Genomic DNA, 16,037 nt, shown 5'->3' with positions numbered 1-16,037 from the left:
TTATGTGCCGTAACCCGTCAGGAGTCGGTGGCTTTGCCGTTGACAAACAACGTCAGCTTCAGGCCTGGCTGCAAGGTGCCGGCATTATCCAGCGCGCCGTTCCAGCGCTTGACGTCCTGTATATCGACACCGTGCCGTTTGGCAATGCTGGACAAGGAATCACCCTTACGTACCCGGTAGGTGATGCTGCCGCCGTTATTGGCCACCGGCAGCGCCTGTCCGGCTTTGCCGCCGAGGCTATTGTCCGCCACCTGCAATGTTTGCCCGACTTTCAGGCTGCTGCTGGTACGCAGGTTGTTCCATTTCAACAAGTCGCTCGCCTTCACATTCAGACGTTTGGCAATGCCCGACAAGGTATCTCCGGAACGTACCTGGTATTTCGCGCCGCTGACTGCCGTATCCGCCAACTGGGTGGATTGCTGCACCGCTGCGATGTCGCCTACCGCCAGCGAATCCCTCAGCTGTGTGGCGTGGGCTTTGGGCAACATAATGTAATGCGGGCCGTTTGGCGCGGTTACGTTACGCTTGTAGCCGGTATTGAAGCTTTTCAGCTTCGTTAACGACAAACCCGACATTTCCGCCGCCTGGCTCAAACCTATTTGCTGACCCACTTCCACGCGCGCTAAAGCGCGGTCGTCATTGCTTTTCGGCAGGGCGACGCCGTATTGTTTGCTATTCTTAATAATATTACTAAGCGCAAGCATTTTCGGCACATAGATAGTGGTCTCGCGCGGCAATGACAGTGCCCAAAAATCGGTGGGTTTCCCCTTCGCTTTATTGGATTTCATCGCCTGAATGACCCGTCCTTCACCGCTGTTATAAGCAGCAATCGTCAACAACCAATCGCCGTCGAACATGCGATTGAGACGTTGCATCATATCGAGTGCAGCGGTGGTGGACGCGACGACATCGCGACGACCGTCATACCATTGGTTTTGCTTTAGGCCATAATTCCTGCCAGTTGTGGGCACAATCTGCCAAAGGCCAGCCGCGTTTGAGGCGGATGTTGCCTTAGGGTCAAAAGCGCTCTCCACTATGGGTAGCAGTACCAGTTCCATCGGCATTTTTCGTTGCTTAATCTGCTCGACAATCCAGTACATGTACGGCTCTGCCCGTAATGTTACATCGTGGAGATAGCTCTTATTACTTAAATAACGCTTTTTTTGCTCGCGGATCCGGGCGTTTTCCGGTATCTGCATCTTCAGCTCGTCGCTAATGAAGTTCCACAAATCAGGCTGCGCGAGGCTTGAATCTCCAAGCCATCGCGCCGAGATCGCTCGGCCGTCTGTGTACTTTCCTGCTTCACCTTGACCTGCCGAAGAAACACTCTGTGCATGCTGTTCGGGAGGTGAGTCGGCCGACCTGGACGACTGACAACCCACGAGCAAGACCGAGGCGATTAAGATCGCATGAGTCTTCATTCTGTATGTCAATAGTTGCTTAAAAGACAAGCAATAATACTTTGAACATTCCGACATTACAACCTAAACCTTCAGAAATGATCCTTCTTCTCCCGTAATAAGGCAAAAATACGCCATTCCTCGTGCAGTGCATGATGTGGGTCTAACTTTCTTTGTAAATCAATGTCATGGCAACGTAAGAATAGGTTAATTTTACCCTCTAAATGTAGTTTTGAGGGCAGGCTGGCTTGGTTTTTTGCCCGTAACTGCTTAATTTCACGCTCATAAGCGGCGATCGTTGTATCTTCGGGTAATATCGACCGCGCAAAGGCGAGATTGGCTAAAGTATACTCATGCGCGGCGCAGAGCAATGTCTCGGGTGGTAGTTGTTTAACTTTTTGAAAAGACTCATACATTTGCTTTGGCGTGCCTTCGAATAAACGCCCGCAGCCGGCGGAAAATACCGTGTCGCCACAAAATAAATAGGGCGCGCTATAAAATCCGATATGTCCTAATGTGTGGCCGGGCAAGGCCAGCACGGAAAAGGATATATTAAGCGCTTCCACCCGATCGTTTTCCCCGACAATATGGTCGGCGCCCTTGGCGGCGGTCTCCTGCGGTCCATAGACCGGGACACCGAAATGCCGGCGCAGCTCCGGCACGCCGCCCACATGATCCTGGTGGTGATGGGTTAAAAAGATAGCTTTCAGCGTCAGGCGCCTGGCGGTCAGTTCAGCGATGACCTGCGCCGACTCGCCGGGGTCGACGATAATGCATTCCTGGGCGTCGTTATGCAAAAGCCAAATGTAATTATCCGCAAACGCGGGAATACTGATAAGATTCATTGATCACCTCTGTTCATTTTTTTTTATGGCACTTAGAAGATAGTCAAACATGAAACCAGCGCAAATTACGCAGCCTATCATCGCGCCAACCTCATGGGATGACCTCCCATACGGAGCTAACTACCGTCGGGCGCTGGAGACCAGCCTGTTGCCCTGGTGGCCCAAATTATTCGGTTTTCATCTCATTAAAATAGGCGCGCTCAGCGGGGACATCGATACCAGTGAATGCGCTATTTCACATCAGGTCAATGTCGGCATCAAAGGTGATAACCTGGACGTCATCGCCGATCCCTTTCAATTGCCGTTCGCCAACAAATCCACCGACGCCTGCCTGCTGGCCCACACGCTGTCCTACACCTCGGATCCGCACCGTCTGCTGCGGGAAATCGACCGGGTGTTGATTGATGACGGCTGGCTGATTATTACCACGTTCAACCCGGTGAGTCTGCTGGGCATCGGCAAACTCTGCCCAATCGTGCAGTGCCGGCAGCCCTATCGCAGCCGGATGTATACCCAGATGCGGTTACTGGACTGGCTTAGCGTGCTGAATTTTGAAGTGATGCACCGTTCGCGTTTCCAGGTGCTGCCGTGGCGTCGCCGGGGCGGGCGTCTGTTGAGCGAGCATCTGCCCGCTATTGGATGCCTGAGCATGATTGTCGCGCGCAAACGTACCTTCCCGCTCACGCTCAATCCCCTGAAAAGCAAAACCCTCAAGGCGTCGCTCCGGCGCACGGTAGGCGCCGCCAGCCGGAGCAACTGATGCGCCCGCTATTTTTCCGGCTGGTAACCGATATCGTCGAACGCCGGATTGCACGCCGCGCTGCGGGCAAGCTCGTCGCAGCGTTCGTTTTCCGGATGGCCGGCATGGCCCTTTACCCAATCCCAGCGCAGGACATGGGTTTGGATAGCTAAATCCAGCCGCTGCCACAGATCAACATTTTTGACCGGTTTCTTTTCGGCAGTTTTCCAGCCGCGCTTTTTCCAGTTATGAATCCATTGGGTAATGCCCTGGCGTACATACTGGCTATCGGTGCTGATAACCACTTCGCAGGGGTCTTTAAGCGCCTCCAGCGCGACAATGGCCGCCATGAGTTCCATGCGGTTGTTGGTGGTAAGCCGGTAACCGGCGCTGAATATTTTTTCATGCTGCTTATAGCGCAGTATGGCACCGTATCCGCCCGGGCCGGGATTGCCCAGACAAGATCCATCGGTGAAAATTTCTACCTGTTTCTGCATCTCTGGTAGACTACCTTCATGTTAAAAAAACCAAGTCTGACATAAATGAACGCAACGGGCACTGGAATTACGCGCCAGATTGTTCTGGATACTGAAACCACCGGTATGAACAAACTGGGGGTTCATTACGAAGGTCATAAGATCATCGAGATCGGCGCGGTCGAGGTCATCAACCGTCGGCTTACCGGCAGGCACTTCCATGTTTACCTGAAGCCGGATCGGCTGGTCGACCCGGAAGCCTATAATATCCATGGCATCAGCGATGAATTCCTGGCGGATAAACCCACGTTTGCGCAGGTGGCGGACGAATTTATCGAGTTTATCCGCGGCGGCGAGCTGGTCATCCATAACGCGCCCTTCGATATCGGCTTTATGGATTACGAGTTCGGCAAGCTTAACCGCGGCATTGGCAAAACCGATACCTTCTGTAAAGTCACCGATAGCCTGTTCCTGGCGCGTAAACTCTTCCCGGGCAAACGCAACAGCCTGGATGCGCTTTGCGATCGTTATTTGATCGATAATACCAAGCGTACCCTGCACGGCGCCTTGCTTGACGCCGAAATCCTGGCGGAAGTGTACCTGGCCATGACCGGTGGGCAGACGTCGATGCGTTTTTCCATGGAAGGGGAGAGCGGGCGACGCAACGCTGACGGCGGCGAGAATATTCAGCGGGTGGTGCGCGCGCAGTCGCAGCTAAAGGTTATTTATGCCAGCGAGGAAGAAATGGCAGCCCATGAATCACGGCTCGACCTGGTGAAGAAAAAGGGCGGCAGCTGTTTGTGGCGACCGGAAAGCGAAGAGCAAACACACTGATATCCCCTATTCCGGCTGAATAAACAACGTTATGTCCAAATAATCGCCAAACAACATATTGCCGGGTGAAAAGCATTGACGGCGACCGGCGCTGACCGTACTATTCGCCTCGCTTTCCCGACAAAGCACATGTGCGGTGTGGTAGTTCAGTCGGTTAGAATACCGGCCTGTCACGCCGGGGGTCGCGGGTTCGAGTCCCGTCCACACCGCCAACTAATTCCCAATGGGCTGCTGCGTTTACGCTGCGGCCCATGTTGTTTTTTAACACCCTTGGCGAGCGCGCGGCGTGTTTCTGGTTAACCTCTTTTGCGATAGCGCGGCGTGTTTCAGGCGCCGCGCGATGTCACGATAATAGTCCAGGCGCCCGTCAGCCTGCGTATTGGGCAATGCCGTTGCCAAACGACCAATTCTCTTTCTTTACTTCGATAAGATTAATAAACACATCCTCGGGCGATACGCCCAGCGCCTCGCGCAGTCCACCGGCAATGGTTTTGTAGAGCGATTTTTTCTGCTCGATGCTGCGGCCCTCATTCAGGGTAATCTGGATGATGACCAGCTTATCCGTACGGTTAATGCCGAGGTAACCGGCATCATAAATAAAATGATCGCCGTCGTGCTCGCCGAGAATCTGGAAATTATCATGTTCGGGCACATTGATGGCGCTTTTCATCGCCTGATAAACGACTTTACCCACCCGGCCAATATAGGTCGGGTCGGGATTTTTCTTGATATCGATACGAACCAGCGGCATAACGTTCACTCCACGGCAAAATTGAAGAATATCCGGCCATCCGACTATCCATGGCCGCGAATGCAGCAATAGTAGGGTATGACCCCACGCCATGCAAGAGCACGTTCCCCGGAGGGTATACCGGCAGTGCCGTAGCGGATGGCGGGTGGGCAGGCGGCGGTATTTCTGCGGGTGAGAGAACTATCCGCGCCTTTTTGCAGACTAAACTTAGACACCGGATCTTTAAAAGGAACTGATCATGAGTGAAGCGACCGACAAAAAAAGTTTTTCGTTTAATAAAAACTATCCGCGCGACCTGATCGGTTATGCCGGCAAGCCTCCTCACGCCGCCTGGCCGGAACAGGCCCGCATAGCAGTGCAGTTCGTGCTGAATTACGAAGAAGGTTCCGAAAATAGCGTATTGCACGGCGATACGGGATCCGAGCAGTTTCTGTCGGATATTATCGGCGCGGCAAGCTACCCCGAGCGCCATATGTCCATGGAATCTTTATATGAGTATGGATCCCGCGCCGGTTTCTGGCGCATCCAGCAGGAGTTTGAACGGCGCGGGTTGCCGCTGACCGTGTTCGGCGTGGCCATGGCGTTGGCGCGTCATCCCCCGGTGGTCGAGGCCATCAAAGGCGCGGGTTACGATGTGGTCAGCCATGGCTGGCGCTGGCTGCATTATCAGGGGATGGACGCCAAAACCGAGCGCCAGCATATGCAGCAGGCGATAGACACGTTAACCGAACTGTTCGGCAAGACGCCGCTGGGCTGGTATACCGGCCGCGATAGCCCCAATACCCGCAGGCTGGTGGTGGAACATGGCGGCATTCTCTACGACAGCGATTATTATGGCGACGACTTGCCCTTTTGGACTCAGGTGGCCTGTACGGACGGCTCGGTAAAGCCGCATCTGATCATCCCTTATACCCTCGAGGCGAACGATATGCGGTTTAGCACGCCGCAGGGATTTAACAGCGGCGAGCAATTTTTCACTTATCTTAAAGACAGCTTTGACGTGTTGTACGCGGAAGGGGAAACGTCGCCGAAAATGATGTCGGTGGGGATGCATTGCCGGATACTCGGGCGGCCAGGACGTTTCCGTGCCCTGCAGCGTTTCCTGGATTATGTGCAGCAGCATGAGCGGGTCTGGATTTGCCGCCGGCAGGACATCGCCGATCACTGGATAACCCATCATCCTTTCGCGGCCGGGCATGCCGCGCCGGAAGATAAACCGGTCTGAAATCCCTCCCGCGCGCCCCCGGCCGGCTAAGCGCGGGGGAGGGCCGTTTCAGCTCATCTGGCTGATATGCGCGGCGACAATGCGCCAGCCGCAGGCTAGTTTGACCCAGGTCTGGGTTTGACGACCGATCTTATCGCTGCCAGAGCGGGTAAATTCGGTGCAGGCCACCGCTAAATCATCGCCAAAGGTAGTGATGGCCGTATTTTGCAACACCCGTTCCAGGCCCGCCGGCGACCGCGCCGCCCGGAAAGCCTGGATGGCCTCGATACCGTACAGGTTTTCACCGGCGCCGTACCTGACGGTGCGGGGATCGTGCCAGAACAGCTCGTCGAGCGTGGCGACATCATTCGTGATCAGCGCTTGTTCATATTGGTAAAAGGCGGCGTTAACTTCCGCCAGGATGGCCGGACGATCGATATATTCACTTTTCATGCTGCGTTTACTCTTGCTATGGTCACGTTGACAATGCCGCGCTGCTCCGGTGCCCAGGGGTAGCGGCTAGAGTAACATTGCCGGGGTCCGCCGGTATCATTATCTTTACTCAATGCTGGATTAAGCAAGAGACGTTCCAATATAACCGCGGGGCACGGCCCGGGCGGGCGCAGACGCACGCCAATGGTGCGCCGGCGAATGAGGTTTTTTGGTGCGCGGGTGAGTGATGTTGCACTGTAATGGTGCGTTGCCTGTCGGAGATTATGCCGTTGCGTCGCCACCCCTTTATATTTCGCGCATCTTGCCCGGCGCATTATGCAGGCTATGGCGCGCAAATGCCGGCAATCCACCGTGGCCGCACCATGGCACGGCAGTTGCACAGGGCAGTTGCATAAGGCAGTTGCAGTAGTTATCGCCATCCAGGCAAGCGTTACGGTTCAGGCGCATTCTTTATGCCGCTCATCCGCCCCGGCGCGGTGCGCCGGCCTGCGAAGCGGCGGGCTGTGCCGGACGGCGAGCATCTCTTTATTGTTCCGCGTCGATACAGGGTCGCGGCCCAGCGTGGGACTGACAACCGGCAGAGGAGACGGCCTATGACGCTCGATGAATTTAATCAGGCCCCGCAGTCGGCGGTGGCGGAGCTCCTGCTCGCCTGCGCGGCTATCCCCGCCTGGGCCGGGAACATCGTGGCGGCCAGGCCGTTTACCCGCGTGGATCAGTTGCTGGCGTTTGCCGGTGAGCTGGCGCTGGCCTGGCGCGCGGAACAGGTGGACCTTGCCCTGGCGCATCATCCCCGCATCGGTGAACGCCCCGGCGGCGATAGTGCCGGCGCCGGACATTCCCTGCGCGAGCAGGCGGGGGTCGATCCTGCCGACGCGCGTCTGGCCGCCGATTTGCGGGAGGGCAACCGGCGCTACGAACAACGCTTCGGGCAGGTGTTCCTGATCCGCGCCGCCGGGCGCAGCGGTCATGAAATCCTGGCGAACCTGCGCCGCCGCCTGGATAATAGCCCCGAAGAGGAAACGCGCGAAACCGCGCTGCAGTTAAGGGAAATCGCCCTGCTACGTTTACGCAAGGAGCTGGAGGAATGTTGATGACCGGTTGCAAGATTACCACCCATATCCTGGATACCTCACGGGGCACGCCGGCGGTACAGGTGAAGGTGAAGCTGGAAAGGGAAAAGTATTTCACATGGGAGGCGATCGCGCGGGGATTAACCGACAGCGACGGCCGGCTCACCACGCTAACGCCCGACGGCATACCGCCGGGACATTACCGGCTTAGCGCGGCATTCGGCGCCTGGTTTGCCCAACAGGGCATCAGCGCCTTATACGGCTCGGCAATAATCGATTTTTTTGTGCGCGAAGAGCAGGACCATCTGCATTTACCCCTGCTGATCAATCCCTACGGCTGGTCCACCTACCAGGGCAGTTAAGCCAGGCCGGCGGCACCGGGCGCGGGCGCATCAAGCGTAAAGCTATCGGCGTCGAGCCAGGCGGGAAACGCCGCGCGATACTCGCGCAGGCTGGCGAGGGATAGAGTGGCATCCAGGCGCTCGGCCCGCCCCGGCCCGCCCTGGGCCAGCACGTTACCCGCCGGGTCAATAATCATGCTGTCGCCGCTGTACTGATGACCGTTGCCGTCGGTGCCGACGCGGTTGCAGCCCGCGACATAGGCCTGGTTCTCGATGGCGCGGGCCGCCAGCAGGGTTTGCCAGTGAGACGCGCGCGGCGCCGGCCAGTTGGCGACATACAGCGCCAGATCGTAATCCTGGCGGTTGCGCGACCATGCCGGAAAGCGCAGGTCATAACAAACCTGCGGCAGGATGCGCCAGCCGCGCCAGTCCACCACCACCCGCTTTTGCCCGGCCTGGTAGTGATGATGCTCATCCGCCATGCGAAACAGATGGCGTTTATCATAAAGATGAACCCGACCCTGCGGTGCCACCAGCAAAAAGCGGTTCACCGCGCCCTCCGGCGTGCCGATGGCCGCGCTGCCGCCGATCATGGCGCCGATGGCGTCGGCCCATTGTTGCAGCCACGCCACCACCCGGCCCTGCGGCAGCGCGCGGCCGGCCGCTTCCATGGCGAAGCCGGTGGTGAACATTTCCGGCAGGATAATCAGATCGCGTCCCTGGGCGTCGGCCAGCAGGCCGTCGAAATGAGCCAGGTTAGCCTCGCCGTCCATCCAGGCCAGAGGCTGTTGCAACAGGCTGATATTCAAAGTTGACATAAACGCTCCGCGGCGGCATCAAGGGTGGCATCCTGTTTGGCAAAACACAGCCGGATCAGTTTGTGGGCAAAGGGATCGGCGCAGAACACCGACAAGGGAATGGCGGCAACGCCGACGTTCACGGTGAGCCACCGGCAGAACGCCACATCATCCATATCCGAGACCGCGCTATAGTCGGCCAGCAGGAAATAGGTGCCCTCGCAGGGCAACAACTCCAGCCGGCTCGGCGCCAGCGCCTGCACCAGGTGATCGCGCCGGTCGCGGTAAAACGCGGGCAACTGTCGCCAATGTTGCGGCTCGTCGCGCAGCATATCGGCCAGCGCCAGCTGCGCCGGGGTATTGACGGCAAAGGTCAGGTACTGATGAATCTTACGTACTTCGGCGCTGAGCGCCGCCGGAGCCACGCAATAACCCACCTTCCAGCCGGTCATATGGTAGGTTTTACCGAATGACGAGACGGCAATGGCGCGCTGGCGCAGCTCGGGGTGCGTCAGCACGCTGGCATGGCCGCCGGCGGCAAAACAGATATGTTCATACACCTCGTCGCTGAGCACATAGATTTCCCGCCCGGCGATGGCCTGCCAAAGCGCGGCGAAATCGTCGTCCCGCCATACAGTGGCGGAGGGATTATGCGGCGTGTTCAGGATCACCAGGCGGGTGCGATCGTTAAGCTGCGCGCCAAACGCCGCCCAGTCGACGCGAAACGACGGCGGCGTCAGCGCAATGTGCCGGGTCACGCCGCCGGCCAGGGTGACCGCCGGGGCGTAGCTGTCATAGCTGGGATCAAAGCAGATCACTTCATCACCGGCGCGCACCAGGGCGCTGATGGCGGCGAACAGGGCTTCCGTGGCCCCGGCAGTGACCGTAACCTCCTGATCCTGGTCTGGCCGCCAGCCGTACAGTTGTTCGGTTTTATCGGCAATCGCCGCACGCAGCGCAGGTACGCCGGTCATCGGCGCATATTGATTAGACCCTTGGGCCACATGGTACGCCAGCCGCGCCTTAAGATGTTCCGGGCCGTCAAAATCCGGAAACCCCTGCGAGAGGTTGATGGCCTGGTGCTGCTGCGCCAGCGCGCTCATCTGGGTGAAAATAGTGGTGCCCAAGGCGGGGAGTTTGCTTTGCGGAACGTAGATGCTGCTCATGGCTAATTACCACTCTTAAAAGCCGGTTTTTACCTCAATATAACACGCTCAGCATAATTAACAATCGAGACGTTTAGATGGTTAAACGGCTAAATCCGCCGTTGGGCGAGTTTTATATCGCAGCACCTAAACGGCGCAAAAGCGATAACATACTCTCACTCTTCTGTTTTAGGGCCGATGACATTTCAGTCGGTCAAAACGACTGAATTAATAGGACAAATTTTTTCGGCAGCATGCGGTGCTTAAAAAGGCCACTATAATTGCTTCTTTGAACCGCAACGGAATGAGAGACAGATGATTAACGCAAAAAGAATCGCAGCACCCCTGGTTATCGGCTTTGGGCTGCTTTCCGGTTTTGCCCAGGCGGCGACCCAGACCTATGCCATGGATCCCGCGCACACCTCAGTGGTGTTCTCCTGGAACCATTTTGGCTTTTCCAATCCGACCGCTGATTTTTCAAACGTTACCGGTAATATTCATCTGGATGATGCCGACATCGCCCGTTCGACGGTGGATGTATCTATTCCGGTTGCCACGGTGGATACCCACGTCAAGGCGCTGACGGACGATTTCAAGGGTAAGGACTATTTCGATCTGGCCGCTTACCCCCTGGCCACGTTCCGCAGCACAAAAATCGTCAGCGAGGGCGGCAATAAATATAAAGTTTACGGTGAACTGAAAATTAAAAATATCACCAAACCGGTGATCCTGGACGCGGTGCTGAACAAAAAAGGCGAGCATCCGATGGCGAAAAAACAGGCGGTCGGGTTTAATGCCACCACCACCATCAAGCGCTCTGATTTTGCCATGGACAAATATGTGCCTATGGTCAGCGACGCCGTGGCTATCAGCATTTCCACCGAGGCCCTGGTGAAGTAACGGTCATGGCGTGAATGCAACCCCACCGGCCGGCGCCAGGCCCGCCGGTCGGCGTCTCCGCCGCCGTTGCTTTTTGCGGCATCACCATTCCATCCTGGCTCTAAACTGCAAATTCCATGTGGTAACGCAAGGGCACGGGATTAACTTCGCTTCTCGTGGTTTAGCCGATCCGGTAAACTGATGGCTGGGATAACGATTAAATTAGCCAGCCTATACCGAGGGAACCATGTATCAGGACTTGATTCGTAGTGAACTTAACGAAGCGGCGGCAACGCTTGCCAAATTTCTCAGCGACGATCGCCATCTGCAGTCGATAGAAGACGCCGCCATTATGATTGCCGATTCTTTTAAAGCCGGCGGCAAGGTGCTCTCCTGCGGCAACGGCGGTTCCCATTGCGACGCCATGCATTTCGCCGAGGAACTGACCGGCCGTTATCGCGATAACCGCCCGGCGTATCCGGCCATCGCCATTTCCGATCCCAGCCACCTGTCCTGCGTCAGCAATGATTTTGGCTACGACTTTGTCTTTTCACGTTACGTGGAAGCGCTGGGTAATAAAGGCGACGTCCTGCTGGGCATCTCCACGTCCGGCAATTCGGCCAATATCATCCGCGCCGTGGCGGCGGCCCGCGCCAAAGGCATGAAAGTCATCGTGCTCACCGGCAAGGACGGCGGCAAGATGGCCGGCACCGCCGACGTGGAAATCCGTGTGCCGCATTTCGGTTATGCCGATCGTATTCAGGAAATCCATATCAAGGCGATCCATATCCTGATCCAACTGATTGAAAAAGAGATGGCGGCGGGCGCGTAATTACGGCGTTCAGACGCCCTGGCATAGGAGACGGGTCATGTGCGAACTGCTCGGGATGAGTGCCAATGTACCGACGGACATTTGCTTCAGCTTTACCGGGTTAGTACAACGCGGCGGCCGTACGGGGCCGCACAAGGATGGCTGGGGTATCACCTTTTACGAGGGCATGGGCTGCCGGACCTTCAAGGATCCGTTGCCGAGTTTCAATTCGCCTATCGCCCGGCTGGTGCAGGATTATCCGATTAAATCCTGCGCGGTGGTGTCGCATATCCGCCAGGCCAACCGCGGCAAGGTGTCGTTGGAAAATACCCATCCGTTTACCCGCGAGCTGTGGGGACGCAACTGGACCTTCGCCCATAACGGCCAGCTGCGGGGGTTTCGCCAGTTGGATACCGGCTGTTATCGCCCGGTGGGGAAAACCGACAGCGAATATGCCTTTTGCTGGCTGCTGGCCCGGCTGGCGGCGCGCTATCCGCGCACCCCGGCTAACTGGCCGGCGGTATTTCGCTATATTGCGGTGCTTGCCGGCGAGCTGCGGCAAAAGGGCATCTTCAATATGTTGCTGTCGGACGGCCGTTTTGTGATGGGGTATTGTTCCACGAATCTGTATTGGATCACCCGGCGGGCGCCGTTTGGCAAGGCGACATTGCTTGACCAGGATGTGGAGATCGATTTCCAGCAGCAGACCACGCCAAACGACGTGGTCACCGTTATCGCCACGCAGCCGCTGACGGGGAATGAAACCTGGCACAAGATTGCGCCAGGGGAGAGCGTATTATTTCGTTTCGGAGAGCGCGAACTGTGAAATTACCGGGGTGCCGCTGTTTAACTGCAGCGGCGCGTTGATGGTGTATTGACCGTTGACGACCGCCACCGCCGGCGGCTGGTGGTAGCGGGCAAAATAGGCATAACCCGGTTCAAGTGAACGCCAGAAAGGATAATACGTCGAAAAACGGTGGCGCTGCAGGTTTGCCTCGGTCATCCGGAACGGGAAAATATGGATATTGACCTGGGCCTGTCCGTTTTGCAACGCGGCTTCCACATAATGATAAATTTCGGCGATATATCCATCGGTCATGGCATAACAGCCAATAGAACGGCAGTCGCCATGGATCATTAGCATCGCGCCGGAATAGCCTTGCGATTGATCGTAGGCGTTGGGAAAACCGATATTTATCGCCCGATAATAATGACTGTTCGGATTTAGGTTACGGTTGGTAATTGAATAAAACCCTTCCGGGCTTTTAAAATCCCCTTCCCGGCGTTTCGGACCCAGGCCGCCGGAGAAATTACAAATGCGGTAGCTGCCCAGCATGCGGTATTCATTACCCATTTTGGCATACAGTTCAAGCGTTCGTTCTTCTTTAAAGATCTGAATAAAAACCGGTGAGCCTAATAGTTGTGCCTTTAATTCTTTCGATACCTGCGTCTGCGCCTGCTCACTGGCATAACTGACGGACGTCATGGCCGGTATACAAAACAATATCGCAAACAACAGCGCGATTTTGCCCATTATCATTCCTGCGTAGTCAAAATAATAAAGATGCCGGGCAACGGGGCGTTGTCGGCGGACCCTTTAAAAAACGGCAAGTAAAACAACTAAAACAGCGACAAGATATCACTGCCTGTATATTTATCAAGATACGTTTTGTATAAATTCGTCGTCTTACTGTATACTTGTACAGTTAAGGGGGATAAATGCGTAAAATCATACATGTCGATATGGATTGCTTCTTCGCGGCGGTGGAAATGCGCGACGATCCGACTTTACGCGATATCCCCATCGCCATCGGCGGCCGGGCGGACCGGCGCGGGGTCATCAGCACCGCTAATTATCCGGCCCGGGTATTCGGCGTGCATAGCGCCATGTCGACCGCCATGGCGCTGAAACTCTGCCCGCATTTAAAACTGCTGCCCGGGCGCATGGCGGCCTACAAAGAAGCCTCGGAACATATCCGGCATATATTCAGCCAATATACGCCGCTGATTGAACCGCTGTCGCTGGACGAAGCTTTCCTGGATGTGACGGACAGCCATCATCACAGCGGGTCGGCTACGCTGATGGCCCAGGCCATCCGCCGCCAGATTGCCGACGAGCTGAACCTTACCGCCTCGGCGGGCGTGGCGCCGGTAAAATTCTTAGCCAAGATTGCTTCGGACCTGAATAAGCCCAACGGACAGTATGTGATTACTCCCGGGGACGTGCCGGCTTTTCTGGCGCAGTTGCCGTTAGGCAAAATACCCGGCGTGGGTAAAGTCACCGCCAAAAAACTCGCCGACATGGGCTTAACGACCTGCCTGGATGTACAACGCTGTGATCTGGCGACGCTGCTGCGGCAGTTTGGTAAATTCGGCCGGGTGATCTGGGAGCGTTCACAGGGTATCGACGAACGGGAGGTCTCGTCCGATCGCCTGCGCAAATCCGTCGGCGTCGAGCGCACGCTGGCGGAAGATATCGTCGCCTGGGTAGAGTGCGAGGCCATTATCGAACAGCTTTACCCGGAACTGGAGCGACGTCTTGGCCGGGTCAGGCCGGATCTGCATATCGCCCGGCAGGGCATTAAGCTGAAGTTCGCCGATTTCCAGCAGACCACCCAGGAGCATGTCTGGCCGAAGTTGAACAAAGAGGATTTGCTGCATATTGCGCGGCAGGCCTGGGAGCAGCGGCGCGGCGATCGCGGCGTGCGGCTGGTGGGGCTGCATGTAACGTTATTGGATCCGCAAATCGAGCGTCAGCTCATGCTTAATTGGGAAGACGATTTGCGCCACCGGCCTCTTCCCTGAGGCGCGGGGGCGTTACGCTTTAGTGCTTTTCAGGAATGGCTTTCAGCAGCGCGGTAAGCAATATCCAGTATTGGCCGACGCTTTTAATATGCACCTGTTCATCCGGGGAGTGCGGTCCTGTAATGGTCGGCCCGATGGACACCATATCCATGCGCGGATAGGGTTTTTTAAACAGACCGCATTCAAGACCGGCGTGGATCACCTGGATATTGGGGGTTTTGTTAAACAGCTTCTGGTAGGTCTCGCGCACCAGATGCATCACCGGCGAATTGGCGTCCGGTTTCCAGCCCGGGTAGCTGCCCTTGGCGGCTGTTTCGGCGCCGGCCAACTGGCCCAGGGCGGTGAGCGTGCCCACCACCTCTTCCTTGCCGCTGTCGATAAGCGAGCGGATCAGGCAGCGAATCATCGCTTGATCCGTCGCCATCGAGACCACGCCGACGTTCAGCGAGGTTTCCACCACGCCTTTGACGTCGTCGCTCATGCGGATCACGCCGTTGGGCGTGGCGTTAAGCAGGGCGATAAACCGATCGCCGCAGGCTTTGGTCAGCGCCTGCGCGTCCGATGTCGCCGGCTCAATCTCAATCGCCAGTTTCTTTTCCACCGCCGCCAGTTCGGCCTTGATCACCGCCAGGTATTCCTGCGCCAGGGCGTTCAGGCTCTCGGCGTTTTCCTGCGGCAGGGCGAGGGTGGCAAAGGCCTCGCGCGGAATGGCGTTACGCAGCGTGCCGCCGTTAAGATCCAGCAGGCGGATATCCAGCTTTTGCGCGTGCCGGGACAGGAAACGGGCCAGCAGTTTATTGGCGTTGCCCAGTCCCAGGTGGATATCGCCGCCGGAATGGCCGCCTTTCAGTCCTTTAACGGTCAGCTTGAGGATCTGGTAGCCGGCCGGCACCGCCTCGCGCTCAAGGGGCAGGACGGTTTTAAAATCAACCCCGCCGGCGCAGCCCATATAGATTTCGCCTTCTTCCTCGGAATCGGTATTGATCAGGATCTCGGCCTGCAGCCAGCCCGGCTGTAAACCAAAGGCGCCCGCCATGCCGGTTTCCTCGGTCATGGTCAGCAACACTTCCAGCGGGCCGTGCTGCACACTGTCGTCGGCCAGCACCGCCAGCGCGGAGGCCATGCCGATACCGTTATCGGCGCCGAGCGTGGTGCCGCGTGCCTTGACCCAGTCGCCGTCGACATAAGGCTGGATGGGATCGGTGGTAAAATCATGGATGGTATCGCTGTTTTTCTGCGGCACCATATCCAGATGCGCCTGCAGCACCACCGGCTGGCGTTTCTCATACCCCGGCGTGGCGGGCTTGCGCAGCAGGACATTGCCGACCGCGTCGCGCTCCCCATGCAAGCCTTTTTCCTGCGCCCAGCGCAGGATATGGGTAGCCAGCGCTTCTTCATGATAAGAGGGATGGGGAATGGAGCAGATCTTGGCGAATATCTGCCATAACGGCTGAGGTGAAAGTTGAGTCAGTTCAGACACGATA

Annotated in this window: 17 protein-coding genes, 1 tRNA gene and 1 pseudogene; 10 read left to right on the top strand and 9 right to left on the bottom strand. The window is 56.9% G+C overall.

Annotated elements, in window-relative coordinates:
- Positions 1-17 precede the first annotated feature (17 nt).
- Both mltD and gloB read right to left on the bottom strand, forming a co-directional pair.
- Entirely contained in the window at positions 18-1,421 is a 1,404-nt protein-coding gene (gene mltD, locus ACL2XF_RS15180; protein WP_410016299.1) for a murein transglycosylase D, read from the bottom strand.
- A gap of 71 nt (positions 1,422-1,492) precedes the next feature.
- Positions 1,493-2,245: a hydroxyacylglutathione hydrolase gene (gloB, locus tag ACL2XF_RS15175; protein WP_413722191.1), complete on the bottom strand. Its 753-nt coding sequence runs from the start codon at positions 2,243-2,245 to the stop codon at positions 1,493-1,495.
- A 49-nt stretch (positions 2,246-2,294) separates the two neighbouring features.
- Here gloB and ACL2XF_RS15170 point away from each other — a divergent pair, with 49 nt between their 5' ends.
- Positions 2,295-3,005, top strand: a complete 711-nt coding sequence (locus tag ACL2XF_RS15170; RefSeq protein ID WP_413727109.1) for a class I SAM-dependent methyltransferase — start codon at positions 2,295-2,297, stop codon at positions 3,003-3,005.
- A gap of 8 nt (positions 3,006-3,013) precedes the next feature.
- On the opposite strand, the pseudogene rnhA reads toward ACL2XF_RS15170, so the two are convergent.
- Positions 3,014-3,582 (bottom strand): annotated as a pseudogene (gene rnhA / locus ACL2XF_RS15165) (ribonuclease HI).
- On the opposite strand from rnhA, the gene dnaQ reads away from it, so the two are divergent.
- Positions 3,527-4,294 (top strand): DNA polymerase III subunit epsilon, encoded by a 768-nt coding sequence (gene dnaQ / locus ACL2XF_RS15160; RefSeq protein ID WP_413727108.1) that lies wholly within the window; start codon positions 3,527-3,529, stop codon positions 4,292-4,294. The pseudogene rnhA and the gene dnaQ sit on opposite strands and share 56 nt — an antisense overlap.
- A 135-nt stretch (positions 4,295-4,429) precedes the next feature.
- Positions 4,430-4,506, top strand: a tRNA-Asp gene (locus ACL2XF_RS15155).
- 155 nt (positions 4,507-4,661) lie between these two features.
- On the opposite strand, the gene ACL2XF_RS15150 is transcribed toward ACL2XF_RS15155, so the two are convergent.
- Positions 4,662-5,045 (bottom strand): tautomerase family protein, encoded by a 384-nt coding sequence (locus tag ACL2XF_RS15150; RefSeq protein WP_410016295.1) that lies wholly within the window; start codon positions 5,043-5,045, stop codon positions 4,662-4,664.
- 238 nt (positions 5,046-5,283) lie between these two features.
- On the opposite strand from ACL2XF_RS15150, the gene puuE reads away from it, so the two are divergent.
- Positions 5,284-6,270, top strand: coding sequence for an allantoinase PuuE (gene puuE / locus ACL2XF_RS15145; RefSeq protein WP_413727107.1), 987 nt, complete (start codon positions 5,284-5,286; stop codon positions 6,268-6,270).
- Between the two features lie 48 nt (positions 6,271-6,318).
- Here the strand turns inward: puuE and hpxZ are convergent, their stop codons facing one another.
- Complete coding sequence (gene hpxZ, locus ACL2XF_RS15140; protein ID WP_413727106.1) at positions 6,319-6,702, bottom strand: oxalurate catabolism protein HpxZ; 384 nt, start codon at positions 6,700-6,702, stop codon at positions 6,319-6,321.
- 593 nt (positions 6,703-7,295) lie between these two features.
- Here hpxZ and uraD point away from each other — a divergent pair.
- Positions 7,296-7,796, top strand: coding sequence for a 2-oxo-4-hydroxy-4-carboxy-5-ureidoimidazoline decarboxylase (gene uraD / locus ACL2XF_RS15135; protein ID WP_413727105.1), 501 nt, complete (start codon positions 7,296-7,298; stop codon positions 7,794-7,796).
- Entirely contained in the window at positions 7,796-8,137 is a 342-nt protein-coding gene (gene uraH, locus ACL2XF_RS15130) for a hydroxyisourate hydrolase (protein WP_413722194.1), read from the top strand. The genes uraD and uraH overlap by 1 nt, the downstream gene beginning before the upstream one ends.
- On the opposite strand, the gene ACL2XF_RS15125 is transcribed toward uraH, so the two are convergent.
- Positions 8,134-8,934, bottom strand: coding sequence for an amidohydrolase (locus ACL2XF_RS15125; protein ID WP_413727104.1), 801 nt, complete (start codon positions 8,932-8,934; stop codon positions 8,134-8,136). The genes uraH and ACL2XF_RS15125 overlap by 4 nt on opposite strands.
- Positions 8,922-10,079 (bottom strand): pyridoxal phosphate-dependent aminotransferase, encoded by a 1,158-nt coding sequence (locus tag ACL2XF_RS15120; RefSeq protein ID WP_413727103.1) that lies wholly within the window; start codon positions 10,077-10,079, stop codon positions 8,922-8,924. Before ACL2XF_RS15120 ends, ACL2XF_RS15125 begins: the two co-directional genes overlap by 13 nt.
- Positions 10,080-10,373: 294 nt before the next feature.
- Here ACL2XF_RS15120 and ACL2XF_RS15115 point away from each other — a divergent pair, with 294 nt between their 5' ends.
- From ACL2XF_RS15115 to ACL2XF_RS15105, 3 genes are all read left to right on the top strand, one after another.
- The gene (locus tag ACL2XF_RS15115; RefSeq protein ID WP_410016288.1) at positions 10,374-10,958 is read left to right on the top strand and encodes a YceI family protein; all 585 of its coding nucleotides are present in this window, start codon (positions 10,374-10,376) and stop codon (positions 10,956-10,958) included.
- 226 nt (positions 10,959-11,184) lie between these two features.
- Complete coding sequence (gene lpcA / locus ACL2XF_RS15110) at positions 11,185-11,769, top strand: D-sedoheptulose 7-phosphate isomerase (RefSeq protein ID WP_413722197.1); 585 nt, start codon at positions 11,185-11,187, stop codon at positions 11,767-11,769.
- Between the two features lie 37 nt (positions 11,770-11,806).
- Positions 11,807-12,574: a class II glutamine amidotransferase gene (locus ACL2XF_RS15105; protein ID WP_410016286.1), complete on the top strand. Its 768-nt coding sequence runs from the start codon at positions 11,807-11,809 to the stop codon at positions 12,572-12,574.
- Here ACL2XF_RS15105 and dpaA read toward each other — a convergent pair.
- Positions 12,545-13,282, bottom strand: a complete 738-nt coding sequence (dpaA, locus tag ACL2XF_RS15100; protein ID WP_410016285.1) for a peptidoglycan meso-diaminopimelic acid protein amidase — start codon at positions 13,280-13,282, stop codon at positions 12,545-12,547. The genes ACL2XF_RS15105 and dpaA overlap by 30 nt on opposite strands.
- A 185-nt stretch (positions 13,283-13,467) precedes the next feature.
- Here dpaA and dinB point away from each other — a divergent pair, with 185 nt between their 5' ends.
- A complete protein-coding gene (dinB, locus tag ACL2XF_RS15095) occupies positions 13,468-14,553 on the top strand; it encodes a DNA polymerase IV (protein WP_413722198.1) in 1,086 nt (361 codons plus the stop codon).
- A gap of 19 nt (positions 14,554-14,572) precedes the next feature.
- On the opposite strand, the gene pepD is transcribed toward dinB, so the two are convergent.
- A complete protein-coding gene (pepD, locus tag ACL2XF_RS15090; protein ID WP_410016283.1) occupies positions 14,573-16,033 on the bottom strand; it encodes a beta-Ala-His dipeptidase in 1,461 nt (486 codons plus the stop codon).
- Positions 16,034-16,037: the final 4 nt, after the last annotated feature.

This window comes from Sodalis sp. RH19 (assembly GCF_047324215.1).
In the GTDB taxonomy this organism is placed as follows: domain Bacteria; phylum Pseudomonadota; class Gammaproteobacteria; order Enterobacterales; family Enterobacteriaceae; genus Acerihabitans.
This window is presented reverse-complemented; position numbering and strand designations above follow the sequence as displayed.